Source organism: Thermodesulfobium acidiphilum (assembly GCF_003057965.1).
In the GTDB taxonomy this organism is placed as follows: Bacteria; Thermodesulfobiota; Thermodesulfobiia; order Thermodesulfobiales; family Thermodesulfobiaceae; genus Thermodesulfobium; species Thermodesulfobium acidiphilum.
This window is the reverse complement of sequence record NZ_CP020921.1, coordinates 755,001-775,561: the sequence shown is the minus strand read 5'-3', so window position 1 is coordinate 775,561 and position 20,561 is coordinate 755,001. Positions and strand designations below refer to the sequence as shown.

The following is a 20,561-nucleotide window of genomic DNA, read 5'->3' as shown; positions in this document are numbered from 1 at the left end:
AAAGACTTACTTGATTCCCAATTCCGAAAGCAAAATTCCACTTTTGTAATCTAAATCAACTAAAGACATAAAATATTTATTCTCTTTATCAACCAGATTTGCCCTTATGTTATCCAAATTTGTTTGTGCATCTAATAAATCAATAAAAGGTGAAAGAGCATTTTGATATCTGTGTAAAATAATTTTTGTGTCTTCTTCTGCACTAGCTAGAGCACCTTTTGCAAGCTCTAAATTCTCTTTAGCCTCTTTCACTCCAAGATAAGAACTATAAACTTCTAAAGAAATAGCATCTTCTAAAGCCTTTAAATTTTCTTCAACCATTTTTTGTTCAGCTTTAGCCTTTTTTATTTCATTTTCTCTTTTTGCCCCATCAAATATGTTCCAGCTTAAATATGTTAAAAATTGATAGCTACTCCCTTCAGAACCAAAAATATTACTGTGATCGTTCATCTGATAAGTAAATGAAAGTCCTATATAAGGCAAATATCCAGAGGTTGTCAATTCTATATTCTTTTTTGCAATTTTGTTTCTTAATTCAATTGCCCTTAAATCAGCCCGATTAAGGCTTGCATTTTTATAATAATCTTCGTTTTGAAGCTTAATGGGTAAATCAAAATTTCCAGATGGAATTACATTTTCTTTAATGCCTAACACAAGACCAAAAGTCCTTTGTGATATTTCAAAATTCTTCCTGGCACTTACAAGTCTTTCTTTTGCTGCTAAAACAGAGGTTTCAGCCCTTAAAACATCTGAATAAACGCTTAAACCTACTTTATAATTAATTTTTGCAATCTTTTCATGTTCTAAAGCATCGTCAAGAGCTTTTTGGGCTACATTTAAATATTCTTTAGCAGTTTGAACTTCTAAATAACTTTTTATAACGTTATAAACAACTTCTTCTTTTTTTCTCTTGTAACTAAGTTTTTGTGCTTGAAGTTCTTTTTTCGCCATATCAATAGCCAGTAAGGCCTTTTTTGAAAAGATCAACTGATCGACAGTAAAAGTTGTCTGATAATCGTTAATAGATGAAGGATTGTTTAAAGAGTTTATTTCAAAATCGTTTTGTGTAAATCTTCCTTCATTTAATTTCGCCATAAATGCGTATGTAGGATTGTTTGTCCTCAGGTAGGTCTCACTAAAAGAAAGTTTAGGTAAATAACTGCTTCGAGCAATTCCCAAATCTGCTTCCTTTGAAATAATAGACTCAGAAAGAAATTTTAGCTCGTGATTATTTACTAATGCATACTGTATAGCTTCATTTAAGTCTAAACTTATTGGTTCTGAAAAAGAAATTTGAGGAGTTAAAAAAATAAATAAAAGTATAAAAAAAATAAATCTCATTACTTTCCTCCATAAATTAACTTCAATTGATAATATTTTACAATAAAAAATGAATATTATATCTAATTTTCTTTTTATACATAATTATATTTAAAATTATTTAAAAAAAATAGTCAAGTTAATTGATTAAATTAAAAATTTAAAATTACTATTCGAAATACAGATAATTATTTTTTATTTATACAAGTGACAGATATATATAGACATAATAATATCTTTTATTGCCACAAAGGAATAAAGTAAGAAGGGATGAAGACACTCTTAAAGAATAAGAATAAAAACCTGATCAAGATCGAACAGGATCAAGGAGCAACTAAGACATATATAAGTACTGTTAAAAATATTATATCCCTTCTTAATAAGCATTAAGATATAAAAATAATTTAATATACCAATTAAACTTAAAGGTACTAATTAAAATCATCAATATCTACACTAACAATGTTTCTACCTAAATTCTTAGATTTGTAAAGCATTTTATCAGCATTTTTCAACATCAATTCCACTTTATCTTCTAGCCTATTTGATATTCCAATTGATAATGTAATTTTTATGCTTCTATCCTGGTCTTTAAATTCATAACATGAAACTTTTTGCCTCAAAGAATCAAAAACATTATAGGAACTTTCTCCCATGACTCCCATAACACAAAATTCATCTCCACCTAATCTGGCAACAATATCACCTGCTCTAAATCTATCTTTTAAAATTTTTGCAAGAGTTTTTAGCACAAAATCCCCAAAAAGATGGCCATATGTATCATTTATATATTTAAAGTTATCAATATCAATTATTGCTAAAGAAATGGACAGATTATTTCTCTTTGCATTCTCTAATAGCTTTTCACCAATATCAAATAAAAATCTTCTATTATATAGCCCTGTAAGAAAATCTGTAGTAGCATAAATTCTTTGAGATTCGAACATTTCTAAGATTTCTAAGTTTTGCATTACTCTTAAACAAAATTCTTCTTTATTAAAGGGTTTTAAAATAAAATCATTAGCACCACGTTTTAAAAATTCAACAGTCAATATACTATTTGAATATGAACTTATACCAATAATAGCCATTTGTTCCTTTGTGTAAATTTTTCTAACCTCATTTACTAGATCTGAACCTCTCATACCAGGCATATTCTCATCAATCAACATTAATTTAATATCTTTATTTTTCTCTAAAATAGATAGAGTCTCATCAGAATTAATAGCAGTAAAAACTTGAAGATTATGTAAACTCAAAATATCTTCCATAAACTTTCTAGCAACAGAAGAATCATCAACTATAAGAACTTTTAATTTTTTATTCTTATATAATCTTTTAACAATTTTAATAACATAATCCAGGCTATTATTACTATCCTTTAATACGTAGTCTGCTACCCCCTTTTTTATTAAAGTATCTCTAATATCATCGTTTATAGTAGAAGTAAAAACTATCGTTGGAATTTTATGTTTAATACAAATATCCACAGCTTCTGCGTTTGGTGCATCTGGCAAAACCAGACCTAAAATAGCACATAAAATCCTTTCTACATTTTTATCAATAAAATCTTCAAGTTCTTTAAAAGAATTAAAAATTAATGGCTCCAGATCTGTATCCTGTTTAATAGCACTATAAAGATACTTCGATATAAACTTGCTGTATTCACATATTAAAACAAACAGTCTATGCCTCCTTAAATTACAACAAAAAAGTTTTAATAATAATTATTATAAAATAAATTAAAATTTTTTAATAACATTATGATATTATGTAATTTACTTTCATGCCCACTAAAAAAGTATTGAATTCTCCTTGTTTACAATATTAGAAAATTTATTATAACTTAATAGATTTATCTAATTTCTTTTATTCTCATATTCTTTAAGTAATTTCACAAAAAGATCAGGAACTAATTTCATTTCCCTATCACTCAACACACAAGCGATTCTCATTTGCGTATTGGCATATGGATTATTGTTTTTATAAAAGCCTTCTGCAGGGGCTACAAGCAAGGTATAATTTACACCATTAATTTCTACACTACCCTCACTAGCACAATACATAACAAAATCGTTCGCATCGAATCCAGGTTTTACCACATTTCTAACATCTACCATAGAATATATTGCTGCTTCCGGTCGAGTTACTATTAGTTCTGGCATAAGTGATTTCAGACCCATATACAATTCACTTAAAATCCTTTTATAATAAAATCTTAAAGATGCAACCCAACCTTGAATGTCTTTTTCAGTTTCTTCATTAATTGCCGAAGCTATATACTGGTCAATAGAAGAGGGACACAGATAAGTAGTATTAGCAGCTCTAGCTTGTTCAAAAAACAATTGGTTATCTGTAACCAACGCTCCCATTCGAAGCCCACAGGCATTAAAGAGCTTAGAAAAAGATTCTATGCTAATTCTTATTTTTGCTGAAGTAATCCCAGGGACTTCATCTTCAGAAATATTCCATATAGAAGGTGCAAATTTTATATCATCTCTATAATAAAGTCCTCTATATGCCTCATCACTTATAAAAAATATATTATGCTTAATACAAATTTTAGCAAACTTGTTTATGGTTTCCTGAGTCATTAGTGTTCCTGATGGATTGTCATAAGGTATTATCAAAAAAGCTGAAGGATTTTTTTCTTTAATTACCCTTTCGATAGTATCGATGTCTATATCGCTAAATATCCCGTCAGAGTTCAATTCCCTATCTATTGCCACTATGTCCCTGCCAAGTTCATCAGAAATTGAAATATAGTTAGTATAAACAGGGTCTAGCATCATAAGAGGTTTATTAACACCTGCAAATTTACCACAAGCTCCAAGTATTACTAGCTTCATAATATGCGAAGCTCCAGTATCTACCAAAGTAAAGAGTTCAGGATCTATACCAGGTTTTAAAAAAGATTTTATTATCTTTTTAAAAGTCTGATTCACAGAATCAATACCCTCTGTTTGAGTATATCTCCATATTCCCTTTTTTAAATTTTCATCCTCTACAAACAATAATCTTTTTAACATTGCCGGATGTGTAGGAAGGGAAATATTTCCTATCGCAACATTAATGGCATTTACATATTCTCCTGTACTTTTAAGCCTATTTGAAAAGACTATACTTGACTTTCTAATACAAGAAGGCGCAATAGAGTTAAAAAAGTCACTCATAGATACCTTCGAATTACCCATCATTAACCCTCCAATAATTAAGTCATAAACATATAAAAAAGTCTAAATTATCTAATAATTAAAGTCAATTCAAATTTTTCAGATAAATTAAAAAACTAAAATTCTCTCCAGGATCCTTTTACAATCTTAAACCTCAATCCAAGAGGTGGACCAACCCAATTATCTGTTATTAAAGAGAAGGTTATTGTAGAACCATCGTTAAACAAACTACTAGAATTGGGATCTTCATTCAAAATTAATAAAGATCCCAAAATATTTCCTGATATATCAGCGGAGTTTAGCACAACAACGTTTGAATTAACCGTTTCGTTAAGTCCTACATATATTGAACTAGCGTATAGTGAAGAACTCTTAAGAAAACCTTTTAAACTCGAATCTGACGAGCTAATATTAAAAATCTTATTAATATATACGTTCGAACCTGCTAAATCAACAGATCCAGCATCCAAAATATATAAATTATCAAAGTTTAACTGAGAATTGTTAGATACTAACTGTCCATATATCTTAGAATCTCCTTCTACATTCAAAGCTTTATTTACACTCATATAAGAATTATTCTCTACCTGAAGATCTCCTTTAATCTGAACTCCATTATTTACAATCAATTTAGAGGGATTGGTCAGGTTTAGATTTTTTTTAACAAAAAGAGAGTCACCAACGTTCAGAGTACTAGAATTTAAGAAGTTTAGATCAGATAAAACAATTAAGCCATTTTTAATATTTACCTCTTTACTGCCCAAAAAAAGATTCCCCTTTACAAAAAGTTGCCCATTGAAATCAAAATTAACATTGGATGGGAGAAATAAGTCCCCATAAGTAGAAACATCAGAAAAAAACGTTATTTTACAATTGCTTTGAAGATTATTTATCTTCAAATTAGTACCTAATCTTAAAGGAACCAAATAAGTCTGGTTACAATTCAGAAAATTAACTACAGGTGCATTGTTTGCAGGATCTAGATAGTTGATAACGAGCCCAGAAGGTAAATTTTTTAAATTCTCTAAATACTCTTGCCAAAATGGTAAGCTTTCATCAAAGTTTATTTTAGTTGGTTGAGATAATCTTAATATTCCATCAGTATTTGATTCAAAAAAAATATTAGGATAAGAGTCATCAAGATAATTAATTAAAACTCCACTCAAAGCACTATCGCTTGTTTTGGTTATAACCTTCACGTGGCCTATTGAAGAAAAACTTTTTCTTACTGCTAAAGCATATTTGGGAATCGAAAGCTCTTTTTTTACTAAAACCTCCACACTTTTACCCATAGAACTTGCAGTTAATTTTTTATATAAGCCGATATCATTTACAACAATCTTCACAGGTATTGAATTTACTACTACGTTTTCTCCAGAATATTCTGGATCAAGGGAAAGTTTCAAAACAGCATCGTTTATAGCCTTTTCACAAGCAATAAGATAATTGGCGTTTGTTTTGACTACAATATTGGTATTTAATGAATTTTTAATAGCAAAAAACGTAATAGATAGTGCAATAATTATAAAAAACATTGTAAGCACAACAAAGAGGAGAGTAAAACCCCTTTTAGATATTTCGCAGTTTAATATATTTTTCAAAGCATGTTTTCTCCGGCGCGTCAATATCAATTAATATCTTTACCATATCGCCTGAAGAGTCTTCTATAAAATTTCCCTCTTCTACTCTACCTCTATAAGCAGCAAGACCAGATACGTGTACATCAGGAGCATTCATTGGTTCGGTATTGCCATTTACATATCTCATTAAAAAGCCATCTGAAACAAAATACCCTACCCTTTCATAGTTACCATCTCCTTCTGGATAACTTTCATTTGGGATGTTAGATAAATCAAGATTAAAGAATATAGCATTCTGGTTTATGACTATTCCCGGATCTACTATATTATTTTTTGCTAATAACATATTTTTATAGCCGCTCTGTCTAATTTCCTGTTCAATTCTTAGCATCATAAACGAACTTTCAGAAATTATTTCATCTTTACCCTGTATTTTTGTTAAAACTTTGGAAGAATTATAAAGATTTATTGCTAGAGTTAATACTATCACACAACTAAGTAGCACTGACAACAAAATTTCTAAAAAGGAAACCCCATCTTTAAAACTATTTTCAAATTTCGGTTTGCAAGGTAACATCTTCAAATCTTTTAGGAATTCCACTATCAAAAACATTTACAATTATCAATTTTTTACTGTAATTAATTGTCTTTTTAATATTTACTTTAAAACAGTCTTTATCAAAACAGTAAGTTTCTACAATATTTAAATCCTGATTAGTTTTGTCTGATAATGCTCTCTCAAAACTACTTTGCGCAATTTCAAGAGCTTTGTTGTATATATGTAAATCTTTTTCTATAATTAGAGAACGAGATAGACTACCAAAAGAGATTAGCATAAAAATAGATAAAATAAAGATACTTACTACAATCTCCAATAAAGTAATACCATCTCTATCAATCAAAAACCTTATTTACCCCCAGTACAAAAAGTGGTGTCCACGACAGGAATCGAACCTGTGACCCCCGGATTAGGAATCCGATGCTCTATCCTACTGAGCTACGTGGACACTTAACTTAATAATAAAATAAATACTTATATTAAGTTACCAAAATAACCCTATTATGTCAATTTAGATATATTATGTTTTAATATAAACTATGGCTGAAAAGGTAAGCTTAAAATATAATTTTGATGATAAACCTCCATTATATATAATCTTTCTTCAAGGCTTGCAATGGCTAGTCTTAATACTTCCTCCCTTAGTAATTGTAGCAAGTACCATAGCAAAACTAGACAACTTTTCATATTCAGAAGAAGTAAGTTTTCTCACAAAAATATTTCTAATTTCAGGAATTTTTCAGATACTTCAATTAAAATATGGTCACAAACTTCCTCTTTTGATTGGACCATCTACTGCTTTAATGCTAGGTTTTGTTTTGAATCCGGGTGCCTCTTTAGAAGAAATTTCGTTTGCTTCAATATCAGTAGGTGTATTCATACTACTTCTTGCAAAGAGTAATATAATAAAGAGATTTTCAATACTTCAATCCAAGGGCATTACAGTAAGTGTACTACTATTAATAGGGATTTCTCTTATTCCCATAGCAATAAATCTAGCCTTTTCATCAGCTTCATTTACTTTTACTGAAAACATCACTTTTATTCTGATATTATCGATAATTACGATTTTCTTTTCCAAGCAAAGTTTTCCCCTATCAAAATTTTCGATCTTTTTTTTTATGAGCATATCTTCAATCATTTTATTAATATTTATAAAGCCTATGCACACAGAACCTGTTTTAAGTGCTAATTTATTTTCACTCCAAATGCCAAAATTCAATCCCGTCATAACAATATCCTTTTTATTTTGTTATCTTGGAGTAGTAATAAACGAGATAGGCTCTACTCAATCTCTTTTCGGAGTGCTAAATATTCCCCCATCTCTTGAAAAAACAAATAAAGGCATTCTATTTGACGCTATATCTGGAATATTTTCTGGAATTTTTGGGTCAGTTGGAACTGTTAGCTATTCGCTTACGCCTGCCTTGATAGTAATGACGCAAAACGCATCAAAGTATTCGTTTTACCTTGTTGGTCTAATATTTATACTCGCCTCGCTATACCCTACTCTGGTTGGGATTTTCGTGCAGATACCTACTCAGGTAATTGCAGCTTCTCTTCTAGTGGTGGGATATATCCAGATAGAGGCAGCGATAAAGCTTTCAAAATCAGAAAAGGGTTATCACAGTCTTCACATAGGCATAATTTCTTTTTTGGGATACTTAATCATTCCATACATCTTCGAAAAAATAGTAATTACTCTGCCAGAGTCAAACATCTTATCAGGTCTTTTCTTAAATGGCTTTAGCACTGGATTACTATCAGCAATTATTGCAGAAATTATCTACAGAATTTTCAACAAAGTGCAAAACATACAGTCAAAATAGTAATCTTTCTTATTTCAAAAATTTACTAAGTTTATGTATAATAAAATCTAATCATCAGAAAGGGGGGTGGGCTTAGTGAAAAAGATTTTTGTTCTTTTGTTAGTAATTGCAGTTGCCTCACTTGTATCTATAGGTTGTTCTAACAACAGTAAAACTAAAACTATAGTCATTGGATCGAAACCATTTAATGAACAGTACATAGTTGCAAATATGATGGCAACACTATTGAAAGAAAATGGATTTAATGTAGAGATAAAAGAAGGCCTGGGCGGGTCTTTAATTAATTTTGAAGCCTTGAAAAAGGATCAAGCGGTATGGGTAGGGATATTGGCCCTTTTTTTGACGCATTAGCCTATCTGGTTGAAAGATTTTTACAAAAGAGATTCAATAATGTTTGACGAAATATTAAGCTCATTTTACGTTCACATACTGCTTACATATATATATTTAATCTTAAGCATAGTCATAGACATACCTCTTGCGATAATATCTTTAAAAAATCGCCACATTGCAAATTTCATAATAGGATTTTGCAATTTAGTCCAGGCAATACCTAACTTTGCAGTGGTAGCTATAGTAGTACCATTATTTGGCATAGGATTTAAACCTGCAATATTAGCAATATTTTTAAGAATATTGATGCCTATTGTAAAAAACACTTATTATGGACTAATTAACATAGATATTTTGGTATTAGAGTCGTCAAAAGGAATGGGTTTGAGCGAGTGGCAGATATTAAGATATATAAGATTTCCAAATGCCTATCCATCAATATTTGCTGGAATAAAGTTTGCAGCTATATTGTCAAATTCTGTCGCTATATTGACCGCTATAATTGGAAGCAGCGGTCTTGGATCAATAATATTTGAAGGTCTAGCAAGTTTTAACATAAATAAAATTCTGGCTGGCTCAATACCAGCAATCCTTATTGCATTATTTATGGACATAAGCTTTTCAATGATAGAAAAGAAATTCTTTACTTACCCAGATATCATAAACAAAAATCATTCCTAGAAAAGGCTCTTAGGCAAATTTTTTAATTTTAATTATCCAACTTAAAGCTTACAAAATCCTTGACAAGCAAACACTTAAGTGATAGTTTATTTACAAATAGAAGCCATGAAGGCTTTTAACCTTAGAAAAGGTTAGCTTTCATGGCTTCTATTTTTTAATACACATATAAAGGGGGTGTAAAAAAAAAGAGATTTTTGTAATCATATTGATTACAGATCTTTAAAAATTAATTAGAAAGGGAGGAGTTAAATGCACATTCCAGATGGTTATCTTAGTCCGCAAACATGTGCTGTAATGGGAGCTGTTATGCTTCCTGTGTGGTGGACATCAGTAAAAAAGGTCCAAACTACTATCAATAAAAAGTATGTACCATTAATGGCGCTTGGTGCAGCGTTTTCATTTGTAATAATGATGTATAACGTTCCAATTCCAGACGGCACTACTGCACATGCAGTTGGAGGTTCGCTTCTTGCAATAATATTTGGGCCGTGGGCTGCGACATTATGTATAACAATTGCTCTTGCAATTCAAGCACTTCTCTTTGGTGATGGAGGTATACTTGCTTTCGGTGCAAACTGCTTTAATATGGCATTTGTTTTACCGTTTACTTCTTATTATATTTACAAAATATTAACAACAAATTCTGAAATAACAAGTGCAAGAAGATATGTTGCTGGGTTTATTGGAGGCTATATTGGTATAGTTCTTGCAGCAATCTGCGCAGGGATAGAACTTGGACTTCAACCTCTACTATTTCACACAGCTGCAGGCGTGCCTCTATACTGTCCATACCCATTAAACCTTGCAGTACCAGCAATGGCATTTGCACACTTGACTGTAGCAGGTCCTGTTGAAGGAGTGATCACTGCTCTCGCCATCAAGTATTTACAGGTAAGCAATCCCGAAATGCTTAATATAGAAAAAATTAAAGCACCATCAAAAGCCTTCAGTTATGCAAAGCTTTGGATAGGTATGGCAATAGTTGCAATACTTACTCCACTTGGGCTCCTTGCATCTGGTAGTGCCTGGGGAGAATGGGGAGCAGACGAACTAAAGGAAAAACTTGGTTTTGTCCCAGAAGGTCTTGAAAAAATGTCTGACAAATGGCATGCTCTTATGCAAGATTATGGTATTCCTGGTTTTGATCAAAGCTTTTTCCAATCTGCAATAGGATATATTGTAGCAGCAGTAGTTGGTATAATTCTTATAAGTCTTATTACGTATTTATTCGGAAAAATTTTAAAGGGGAAAGATGAAGAAGCTCATGAAACAAAATAATTCAAATTGGTGATTATATGTGTTTAAATTGCTTTAAAACTAATTCTACGAAATCTATTAAACCAGGATTTATGGAAAAAACAATTAATGAGTTAAATAACGTAATGAAAGAGGAGTTCATTGCCGGGAAGATAGCTTCCCGGCATGGACTTTTACAAAGTCTTGACCCTAGAATAAACATAATATCTACATTGCTTTTAATAATAACAGCAAATTTTATTCATCAACCTGTTATTTTATTATTTTTTAATATCTGGGTAATCTGGCTTGCAAAAGTTTCATTAGTTCCTATTAAGTCCTTTTTAAAAAGGGTATGGCTAATCGTTCCACTTTTCACAGTAATAATGGTAATACCAAGTATTTTCAGTCCATTTTTACCAGGTGAACCTTTATTAGTTTTATTTTACTTGCCACATCCAGTTCAATTTCTTTTCTGGCAAATCCCACAAGTTATATCCATAACAAAACAAGGCATTTTTGCTGCTATTGTATTGGTGCTCAGAGTTGGGATATGCGTTTCTTTAAGTCTACTGTTAACTCTCACAACTAAGTGGTCGTTGCTTCTAAAAGCTCTAAGTAAAATAGGTATACCTCCTATATTCATATCAATTTTAGAAATGGCTCACAGATACATTTATCTTCTTTTACAAACTACAGTTGATATGTTTATAGCAAAGAAAAGTCGAACTGTAGGGCGTACAACTACAGGCGAACAAAGACAATTTTTATCTAATTCAATGTCAATACTTCTTGGAAAATCCTATTTTATGAGTAATGAAGTATATTCAGCTATGACCTCGAGAGGTTATAATGGAAAGGCTTTAGTTTTAACAGAATTTAAAGTAAAACTATTTGACTGGCTTTGGTTAATTTTTATAATAATTGTGTGTCTATTCTTTATTGGAGGAGATCGTTTATTTGTCTGGAAATAATATTATTTTTAAGCTAAAGGATGTAAGTTTTAGGTACCCAAGTAATGAAGAGGCTCTTTCAAAAATTAATTTAGAGATAAAAGAGGGCGATTTATCAATTCTGTTAGGAGCAAATGGGTGTGGTAAATCAACGCTTTTGAAAATCTTAGATGCATTAATATTTCCTCAAGAAGGAGAATTCTACGCCTTTGGTAAGTTAATAACTGAAGAAACCCTTTCTAATGAAGATTTTTTCTATTCTTTTAGAAAAAAAATCGGATTTTTATTTCAAGATTCAGATGTTCAACTATTTAATCCAACAGTATGGGATGAGGTAGCGTACGGACCATTACAGTTGGGTTTGGATAAAGTTACAGTTAAAGATAGGGTAGAAAAGACTTTAGAAAGCTTAGAATTAAAACACCTTAAAGATAGGCCTCCTTTTAGATTAAGCGGGGGTGAAAAAAAGAAAGAAGCAATAGCTTCCATACTTTCTATTGGACCTGAGGTCTTATTATTAGATGAACCTACCAATGGCTTAGATCCCAGAACTCAAAGACACTTAATAAATTTCATAAAAGATTTTCACAAGCAAAATAAAACTATAGTTATATCTACACACAATCTCGATCTTGTTTATGAATTAGCTAGTAAAGTTTATGTTTTTTCTGAAGATCACAAAATTATTGCATCAGGAACTCCGGAAGAAATTATGGAGAATAAAGAATTACTTATAAAAGTGAATTTAATCGATGAACACTTTCATAAGCACGTTCATACCGATGACCACATGCACTTTCACTCACATGAATAATACTTAACAACATTATCAATTATTGCCCTAATTAATATTACTCTAATTTAAAACAAACTTTAATTAACACATATAACAAATAAATCCACATTTTTTAGGTTATAATAAACCTAATAAATGTGAGGTGTGAATATGAAAGAGTTCAACGAAAGTTCACTTAAAAAATTTAACGGAAAAGATGAAAAAAAAGTATATATTGCTTACAAAGGTAAAGTATATGATGCTACAAACAGTAAATTCTGGAAAACTGGAACTCATATGAATATTCACAACTCTGGAAAGGATCTTACATCTGAAATTTTTGCCGCTCCACATAACGAAAGCATGTTAGAAAGATTAACCATTATAGGGGTATATAAGGACCCTTCCCAAGACCAAAGAATTCCAAATTGGCTAAACAATATTTTAGAAACACACCCAACTTTGAAAAGACATCCTCACCCTATTTCAGTACACTTACCGCTTGCATATATGATGGGTTCAAGCCTTTTTGCATTGCTTTTCTTAATTTTTGGTTATAAATCTTTTGAAACCACTTCTTTTTATCTTTTTGTAGCAGGACTAATATTTAGTATACCTGCAATATTAACAGGACTATTTACCTGGTGGCTTAACTATAGGTTAATACCTTCAATACATATAAAGCTTAAAATATTATTCACCATTCTAGTTGATCTCGATGCGCTAGCGTTGTTGTACATGAGAGTAAGAGAACCCACTGTTTTTTCTTCAATACATACCAACGTTCATTGTTTAACATATATTTACCTTATTCTAATATTGCTCCTTACGCCCCTCACAGCAGTCATTGGATACAATGGAGGAGAACTAGCCTTTCCTACTAAAAAATCGAAGTAAGTAAGGAGGTATAATCTATTGAGAATAGAAATAAAAGATCCAGATCGCTGTGTTGGATGTGAAATATGCATGCTTGCCTGCGTTAGAAGGCAGGGATTTGCAGGACTTGCTAAGTCAAAGATCGCAGTTCATTCCTCAGGTGGTATGGAAAAGGGTTTTACTGTTCTAGTTTGTAGGGCCTGTTTTGAACCACCTTGTGCAGCAGTATGTCCTACAGATGCTCTTGAGGTAAGAAAAGATGGAGGGGTAAATCTTATCTCAGAAAAGTGCATCGGTTGCAAAAATTGCGTTGAAGCATGCACTGTAAATTCAATATTCTGGGATAATGAAACAAATAAACCAAATATATGTATTTACTGCGGTTTTTGCGCCATGAATTGCCCTCATCACGTACTTTATTTTAACAAAGAATGGGGGAAAAAGAATGTTTGAAGACAAGTTTACTCGCGTCCTTTATATAGATTTATCAAAAAAGAGCTTTACTATAAAATCGAGGCCTGATTTATTCGAGAGGTGGTTTGGGGGAACCGGTGTAGGAATTCAAATATTAAAGGAAGAGTGTCCAAAAAATGTAGATCCCTTTAGCCCGGATAACACAATAATATTTGCAGTCGGACCTATTACCTCTCTTTATCCTCTTGCCTCCAAAACTGTTGCTATATTTAAGTCTCCTTTGACAGGCAATCTTGGTGAAAGTCATGCAGGTGGTAGAAGCGCAGTAAGCATTATGATGGCTGGATATGGTGCGATAGTTATTAAGGGTAAATCAGACATTCCGGTTTATCTTTCAATATTAGACAATGAAGTCAGATTTCATGATGCAAGGGCGATATGGGGTATAAAGGATGCGATAACCGTTGGCAAAATAATCAGGCAAAGAGAACCCTTTTCAGGCCAAAGAAGTATAATGAGAATAGGAAGAGCTGGAGAAAATCTAGTAAGTTTTGCATCACTGAATACTGAAACATATAGGCATTTTGGAAGATTAGGTCTTGGAGCTGTTTTTGGAAGCAAAAACCTAAAAGCTCTTGTAATAGCTGGCAAAAGAACAATAAATTTACCTGATCCAAAAATGTATTTAAGGATGTACAAAAATATTCTGGATGAAACAACATCAAGTCTCATGAAAAAGTATCACGACCTGGGAACGGCTGCAAATGTACTTCCTCTTCATGAAATTGGCGGTCTACCTATTGAAAACTTAAACAGAACTTCTTATGAAGGGGCAATTGAACTCTCAGGAGAAAATCTTGCTCAAAATTATCTGGGAAGAAGGATAGCCTGTACCGGTTGTCCTGTTGCATGCGTTCATATTGCCACATTTAGGGAACCACACGAAGAAGAAAAATATTTTTACAAAACATCTATGATAGGATATGATTACGAACCTATTTATTCGCTTGGAACAATGCTTGGAATTAAAGACGCTAAAGGTTTTCTAAAATTAATGGATAAAACTGAAAAATTAGGTCTTGACGCAATGTCATCAGGAGTAGCTCTTGCCTGGGCTACAGAAATGCTTAACAAAAATCTTATTAATGAAAGAGAAACTTTAGTTAAATTTTCTTTTGGGGAATGGGAAGGATATATTGAAGGTCTAGAAAATATTGTATCAATGCCAAATGACTTTTATAAAGCGCTTGCAAGAGGCACAAGCTATGCATCAAAAATTTATGGCGGAAAAGATTTTGCGCTTAATTTTGGCAAAAATGAGATGCCAGGATATCATACTGGAGCTGCTACTCACCTTGGATGGTTTTTAGGCGCAAGGCATAGCCATTTAGACAATGCAGGCTACAGCATGGATCAGAGTTTAAAAGGCCACTATCCAGAGCCAGAAAAATTGGTAGATAAATTAATAGAAGAAGAAGCAAATAGACAAATATTGTCCAGCCTCGTAGTTTGCTTCTTTGCAAGAGCAATATATCTAAATCTTGATAATACTATAAATTGCCTAAAAACAGTTAACATAAATATAACAAAGGAAGAGCTTAAAGAGCTGGGCATGGAAATTTATAGGCAAAAGATGTCATACAAAACTCAAGAGGGATGGATACCAAGTCACTTAGATCTCCCAAAAAGAATATATGAGACTTCTACTCCTTATGGAAAGATTTCTGAAGATTATATGAGAAAGGCAGTAGATTATTTTAGAAATAGATTAGAAAAGGATTTCCGATAAGATTTAAAGGCTTCGTTTTAAAACTTTGTTAAAAATTATCTAAAAGATAATCTAGAACAAATTTATTCTTACATTTTACTCATTCAGGTTCAACAAAATATTTTATAACTTCTTAAGTTTATAAAAATATAAAAATCTAATTAAAATGCTACATTATATAATTATCATGATATAATTTACTAATGAAATATATTTCATAACTAATATTAGGAGGAATCTATATGACTGAAAATGATTTTAACTCGTTAATCAAGCACTTTTCACCAGCATGGTTTGCCTCTGTCATGGGCACAGGCGGTTTTGCAAACGTTCTATATTCGCTTAGTACACATTTTACCTTTTTAAAGATTGTCGCTCAATCACTGTTTTTTTTAAATATCTTTCTTTTTCTGATTTTAATAATTCCATGGGTATTGAGATGGTTTTTACACATTAATAAGCTATTAGAAGATTTGAGTCATCCAATTACATCAAATTTTTTCCCAACAATGCCAGTTGGAGGGCTCGTACTTGGAACAAACTTCTTTCTAATAGGCAAAGATTTTTTCAGCCACAAAAATATTGTATTTATAGGTAATTTATTATGGCTAAATGGCGTAATACTTTGTCTGATATTTGGCGTTCTTGTAACTTACAATATGGTTGTTAAAGAAAAAATAGAACCAGAATTTATAAATTTCTCATGGTATATACCCCCAGTTGCAACAATAGTCGTTCCTCTTTTGGGAAATATGGTAGCAAAATCTTACCTAAGCACAAACATAGATTATGCACGTGCGATTAATTTTACAGACATCATCTTTTTTGGGATTGGTCTCTCTTTATTTATCCTTCTAAACAGCATTCTATTAAATAGATTTATAGTTCACAAATTGCCAGGATCGGTTGCGACGCCTACCTTCTGGATAATACTTGGTCCAATAGGAGTAGGAACGCTTAGTCTGTTCGGTATTGCAGACGTTTCAGTATCTCTAAATATAATTGAATCAGCAGGATTAGAAACAGTTAGTTTTATGGGTGCAATATTTTGGAGTTTTGGCATTTGGGCATTTTTACTGGTAGCTTTAATAACCTTAAAATATTTGATAAGCGAAAGACATATACCTTTTACACTTTCTTGGTGGGCATTTATATTTCCTCTTGCAGCATATACACTGTCAAGCTATAGCATATATCAATACTGCAAAGTCGAATACGTATATTGGTACACAGTAGTTCTTGCAACGCTTTTAACATTTCTTTGGATATTAACTTTTATTAGCTCAATTTATGGAACATTTAGCGGAAAATATCTTTTTCCAAAGCAGGTAAAATAAGTAGGCGTCGCTAATAAAGCTTCAAAATAATATGATTTGAGTTTTTATAAATAATATAGTTTTCATTATGGCCAATATATTGTCCATTTGGGTAAATTACTTTTCCTGAAGAAAGAATTTTAATTTCATTATTGTACTTAAGCAGCCCAATTTCATTATTTTTTGGAAAAATTAAAATTGAATTTACATTAACTGGAGTTTCTAAATTAATTTCCTTCCATTTACTAAATGATTGATCTGTCTTACCAACAAATATCTTAATTACATTACTATTATTAACTTTTCCTATATAAACTCTATCATCAGCACCAATCCCAAGAATTTCATACCCTTTATTTAGGAATAAACTTCCAATCATATTTCTAAAAAGATATATTCTTCCATCTGTTGATTGGATAAAAATTTGATCCTTATGTCTCAATTCAGACATTCGTATAATTCTATTAAAAGGAAGGTTAACGCGCACAAATTGACCCATTATATCAATTCTATAAAGCATGCTGTCACCAAATCTGTTAACAATATTTACATAAATCATATTTGTCAAAGTTGATAAGGTAACATCTTTTACATCCCACCCTCCTCGAACGTATATCTTTCCAACCTCCATATAATTGAAATTGTTGAAATCATATGCCACTAATGAAATCTCGTATTCGTAACCCAGATTTTTTTTATAAAAATATAAAATTCTATCTCTATCCGGGAGCCAGGTATAATATTCAACGGATCCATTATCCACATCAATAATTTTTTGTAAACTAGAATTTTTAGAGTTTAAAATAAAAATCTTGCCATCATTTAAAAATGAAACATATTTTCCATCATATGAGGCACTAAGATTTTTTGCACTATAATTAAGTTTAATTTTAATTTCTTTAGGTAAATCTGAATTCTCATTAATTTTTTTTATATCGATATTGCCAGAAGTGAGAAAAACGTTGTTAATATAAACTAAAATAAGAAATTGGAATAATACAGGCAATATAAACCAGACTAAAATTTTTTTCTTCATATAACTGTAATTATTTAACCATAAAAACTGTTGGAACGGTTCTTTCACCAAGAGGGTTAGAAGGATTGTTGATAACTCGTCCTTTATAATACATTGTGGTAGAAGAGCCTCCATCGAGATTGGCAGCATTATAAGCGCCATATTTTAGCATAATATCTTGAACATCTCTAAGAGTTGCTCCAACACTTTCTAGTGCTCTTCCATCAATAGTCAAAAAGATAACAGTTCCATCTGGTTTCTGACCAATTGCAGTTCTGGGTGCTATTCCCCAACCACCATCACCACTCTTTATCATTGGTTGGCCATTTACAATAAGAGGAGGTCCAAAGCTAACAGCTTCTCTAATATCCATAGCTTTAATTTCTTTCAAATTAAACTTTCCTACTATAAGTCTTCCTTCAGCATCGAACCCAACAATATCTCTTTTAATTTTATCGTTAACAAAATCACTATAATAAATTTTTCCATCATGAATGATTATCCCTTCAGGAACACCTCCAGTAGCGCTCCAGGAACCATTTTCAAGACCAAGAAACCCTCCAGCATTAATAGCTGCAACAGCGTTGTTTTCTTGCGCAATTTGACTCACAGTTTGTCCTTCATTTGGCAGAAGTCTTGAAATACCAACTTTTACTCTGGTCGGATCCTTTATTAACATAACTTTGCCAACAAAATATTTGCTCTTAACTTCAAATAATTCAATAGTATTATCGTGATGATTCACAAAATTAAGAAGATTTGGATTAGAATTTCCAAAAATAATAGAATTTGTTTTATCCATAATGCTTTTTATTTTTTGCTCAGGGAGAAAGAGTGTTGCAAGGAACTGATGACTGGATGTGGTCATGGCTGATTCGACCCACATATTACGAATATTCGAAAATGGACCATAAAAAACAAGCGCTGGTATAACTATACATGCCAGCACTATTTGAAAAATACAGTATAATACAACTTTTTTCAAATTAAATCGATATTTAAATACACTCAAGTTAATTTTAATTTCATTTAAGTTTAAATTATTAAAAGTGAAACACCTGAAGAGAATATTAAATCTTAAAAATTAATTTTCTATTAAAATTTCTTAACATACACTAAAAACACAATATTAATTTAATAATTAATAAATAATAACCTCTCAACAAAACAAAAAAAATCTCCCGGCAACGTCCTATTTTCCCAAATAGTATCGTCGGCGCTAAAGGCTTTCACTTCCGTGTTCGGAATGGGAACGGGTGGGGCACCTTTGCTATGGTCACCGGGAGAAGAAGATTTCTCCTCTCTTCTTCTAGAGGAATAGTTACCGTCAAGTCCTCGACCTATTAGTACCAGTCAGCTGAACATGTTGCCATGCTTACACCTCTGGCCTATCAACCTGGTAGTCTCCCAGGGGTCTTACTCCATTGCTGGATGAGAAACCTAATCTTGGAGAGGGCTTCGCGCTTATATGCTTTCAGCGCTTATCCACACGGAGCACAGCTACTCGACCTTGCAGTTGGCACCACAGCCGATGCACTGGAGGCTCCGCCATCCCGGTCCTCTCGTACTAGGGATAGACCTCCTCAAGTTTCTTGCGCTTGCAAAAGATAGGGACCAAACTGTCTCACGACGTTCTGAACCCAGCTCACGTACCGCTTTAATAGGCGAACAGCCTAACCCTTGGGACCTACTTCAGCCCCAGGATGCGATGAGCCGACATCGAGGTGCCAAACCTCCCCGTCGATGTGGACTCTTGGGGGAGATAAGCCTGTTATCCCCAGAGTAACTTTTATCCGTTAAGCGACGGCCATTCCATACTGAACCGTCGGATCACTAAGCCCGACTTTCGTCCCTGCTCGAGATGTCTCTCTCACAGTCAAGCCACCTTATACCTTTACACTCGACGCGTGGTTTCCAATCACGCTGAGGTGACCTTTGGACGCCTCCGTTACCTTTTGGGAGGCGACCGCCCCAGTCAAACTGCCCATCAAACACTGTCCTTGCTCCGGATAACGGATGCAAGTTAGCGTCCCAATAATTCAAGGGTGGTATCCCAAGGACGGCTCCAGAAGAGCTGGCGCCCTTCCTTCACAGCCTCCCACCTATCCTGTACATGAATTATCAAAACGCAATGTCAGACTACAGTAAAGCTTCATGGGGTCTTTCCGTCCCTTTGCAAGTAATCCGTGTCTTCACGGATATCCCAAATTCACCAGGTCCCTCGTTGAGACAGCGCTCGGATCGTTACACCTTTCGTGCGGGTCGGAACTTACCCGACAAGGAATTTCGCTACCTTAGGACCGTTATAGTTACGGCCGCCGTTCACCGGGGCTTAAGTTCAGAGCTTCGCCTTGCGGCTAACTCTTCCCCTTGACCTTCCGGCACTGGGCAGGTGTCAGCCCCTATACCTCGCCTTACGGCTTAGCAGAGACCTATGTTTTTGGTAAACAGTCGCCCGAGCCTCTTTACTGCGACCCCTTCATGCTTCGTGAGCAAGTCACTACACATTACAAGGGCACCCCTTCTTCCGAAGTTACGGGGCTATTTTGCCGAGTTCCTTAACGAGGGTGCTCCTGCACGCCTTAGGATATTCTCCTCGACCACCTGTGTCGGTTTGCGGTACGGACACCTCAAGAACTCCTTAGAGGTTTTTCTTGGCTGCTCGTCCAATTAGTTCGGGGAACGTGTCCCCTCCACATCACTTCTCGGCCTTTATAAGGGACGGATTTGCCT

At 33.0% G+C, this 20,561-nt stretch carries 18 protein-coding genes, 1 tRNA gene and 2 rRNA genes (1 of these 21 only partly in view); 10 read left to right on the top strand and 11 right to left on the bottom strand.

Annotated features, from left to right (window positions below; all coding sequences use genetic code 11):
• Nucleotides 1-6 precede the first annotated feature (6 nt).
• From TDSAC_RS04040 to TDSAC_RS04010, 7 genes are all read right to left on the bottom strand, one after another.
• Entirely contained in the window at nucleotides 7-1,341 is a 1,335-nt protein-coding gene (locus TDSAC_RS04040) for a TolC family protein (protein ID WP_108308994.1), read from the bottom strand.
• A 410-nt stretch (nucleotides 1,342-1,751) separates the two neighbouring features.
• Nucleotides 1,752-2,837 (bottom strand): GGDEF domain-containing response regulator, encoded by a 1,086-nt coding sequence (locus TDSAC_RS04035; protein ID WP_108308993.1) that lies wholly within the window; start codon nucleotides 2,835-2,837, stop codon nucleotides 1,752-1,754.
• A gap of 342 nt (nucleotides 2,838-3,179) precedes the next feature.
• Entirely contained in the window at nucleotides 3,180-4,514 is a 1,335-nt protein-coding gene (locus tag TDSAC_RS04030; protein ID WP_108308992.1) for a pyridoxal phosphate-dependent aminotransferase, read from the bottom strand.
• A 95-nt stretch (nucleotides 4,515-4,609) separates the two neighbouring features.
• Nucleotides 4,610-6,094 (bottom strand): hypothetical protein, encoded by a 1,485-nt coding sequence (locus TDSAC_RS04025; protein ID WP_108308991.1) that lies wholly within the window; start codon nucleotides 6,092-6,094, stop codon nucleotides 4,610-4,612.
• Nucleotides 6,063-6,656, bottom strand: coding sequence for a hypothetical protein (locus TDSAC_RS04020; protein ID WP_199919909.1), 594 nt, complete (start codon nucleotides 6,654-6,656; stop codon nucleotides 6,063-6,065). The genes TDSAC_RS04025 and TDSAC_RS04020 overlap by 32 nt, the downstream gene beginning before the upstream one ends.
• The gene (locus TDSAC_RS04015) at nucleotides 6,625-6,975 is read right to left on the bottom strand and encodes a type IV pilus modification PilV family protein (RefSeq protein ID WP_199919908.1); all 351 of its coding nucleotides are present in this window, start codon (nucleotides 6,973-6,975) and stop codon (nucleotides 6,625-6,627) included. Before TDSAC_RS04015 ends, TDSAC_RS04020 begins: the two co-directional genes overlap by 32 nt.
• A gap of 28 nt (nucleotides 6,976-7,003) precedes the next feature.
• Nucleotides 7,004-7,080: transfer RNA gene (locus tag TDSAC_RS04010), tRNA-Arg, on the bottom strand.
• Nucleotides 7,081-7,171: 91 nt separating this feature from the next.
• Between TDSAC_RS04010 and TDSAC_RS04005 the strand changes: the two genes are divergently transcribed.
• From TDSAC_RS04005 to TDSAC_RS03960, 10 genes are all read left to right on the top strand, one after another.
• Nucleotides 7,172-8,461: a solute carrier family 23 protein gene (locus TDSAC_RS04005; RefSeq protein WP_108308988.1), complete on the top strand. Its 1,290-nt coding sequence runs from the start codon at nucleotides 7,172-7,174 to the stop codon at nucleotides 8,459-8,461.
• A gap of 75 nt (nucleotides 8,462-8,536) precedes the next feature.
• A complete protein-coding gene (locus TDSAC_RS04000; RefSeq protein ID WP_108308987.1) occupies nucleotides 8,537-8,812 on the top strand; it encodes a glycine betaine ABC transporter substrate-binding protein in 276 nt (91 codons plus the stop codon).
• Between the two features lie 39 nt (nucleotides 8,813-8,851).
• The gene (locus TDSAC_RS03995) at nucleotides 8,852-9,475 is read left to right on the top strand and encodes an ABC transporter permease (protein ID WP_108308986.1); all 624 of its coding nucleotides are present in this window, start codon (nucleotides 8,852-8,854) and stop codon (nucleotides 9,473-9,475) included.
• Between the two features lie 249 nt (nucleotides 9,476-9,724).
• A complete protein-coding gene (gene cbiM / locus TDSAC_RS03990; RefSeq protein ID WP_108308985.1) occupies nucleotides 9,725-10,753 on the top strand; it encodes a cobalt transporter CbiM in 1,029 nt (342 codons plus the stop codon).
• Nucleotides 10,754-10,824: 71 nt separating this feature from the next.
• Nucleotides 10,825-11,685: a cobalt ECF transporter T component CbiQ gene (cbiQ, locus tag TDSAC_RS03985; RefSeq protein WP_199919907.1), complete on the top strand. Its 861-nt coding sequence runs from the start codon at nucleotides 10,825-10,827 to the stop codon at nucleotides 11,683-11,685.
• A complete protein-coding gene (locus TDSAC_RS03980) occupies nucleotides 11,672-12,478 on the top strand; it encodes an energy-coupling factor ABC transporter ATP-binding protein (RefSeq protein WP_108308983.1) in 807 nt (268 codons plus the stop codon). Before cbiQ ends, TDSAC_RS03980 begins: the two co-directional genes overlap by 14 nt.
• Before the next feature lie 132 nt (nucleotides 12,479-12,610).
• Nucleotides 12,611-13,336 (top strand): DUF2231 domain-containing protein, encoded by a 726-nt coding sequence (locus TDSAC_RS03975; RefSeq protein WP_108308982.1) that lies wholly within the window; start codon nucleotides 12,611-12,613, stop codon nucleotides 13,334-13,336.
• Between the two features lie 18 nt (nucleotides 13,337-13,354).
• On the top strand, nucleotides 13,355-13,768 hold the full coding sequence (locus TDSAC_RS03970; protein WP_108308981.1) for a 4Fe-4S binding protein: 414 nt from the start codon (nucleotides 13,355-13,357) through the stop codon (nucleotides 13,766-13,768).
• A complete protein-coding gene (locus TDSAC_RS03965; RefSeq protein WP_108308980.1) occupies nucleotides 13,761-15,518 on the top strand; it encodes an aldehyde ferredoxin oxidoreductase N-terminal domain-containing protein in 1,758 nt (585 codons plus the stop codon). The genes TDSAC_RS03970 and TDSAC_RS03965 overlap by 8 nt, the downstream gene beginning before the upstream one ends.
• Before the next feature lie 221 nt (nucleotides 15,519-15,739).
• A complete protein-coding gene (locus TDSAC_RS03960; protein ID WP_108308979.1) occupies nucleotides 15,740-16,834 on the top strand; it encodes a TDT family transporter in 1,095 nt (364 codons plus the stop codon).
• Between the two features lie 10 nt (nucleotides 16,835-16,844).
• On the opposite strand, the gene TDSAC_RS03955 is transcribed toward TDSAC_RS03960, so the two are convergent.
• The 4 genes from TDSAC_RS03955 to TDSAC_RS03940 all read right to left on the bottom strand — a co-directional run.
• Nucleotides 16,845-17,849, bottom strand: coding sequence for a hypothetical protein (locus TDSAC_RS03955; protein ID WP_108308978.1), 1,005 nt, complete (start codon nucleotides 17,847-17,849; stop codon nucleotides 16,845-16,847).
• A 10-nt stretch (nucleotides 17,850-17,859) separates the two neighbouring features.
• The gene (locus TDSAC_RS03950; protein WP_108308977.1) at nucleotides 17,860-18,813 is read right to left on the bottom strand and encodes a phosphodiester glycosidase family protein; all 954 of its coding nucleotides are present in this window, start codon (nucleotides 18,811-18,813) and stop codon (nucleotides 17,860-17,862) included.
• A 194-nt stretch (nucleotides 18,814-19,007) separates the two neighbouring features.
• A 5S ribosomal RNA gene (rrf, locus tag TDSAC_RS03945) occupies nucleotides 19,008-19,112 on the bottom strand.
• 39 nt (nucleotides 19,113-19,151) lie between these two features.
• Nucleotides 19,152-20,561 (bottom strand): 23S ribosomal RNA (locus TDSAC_RS03940); it runs 1,598 nt beyond the window's last position.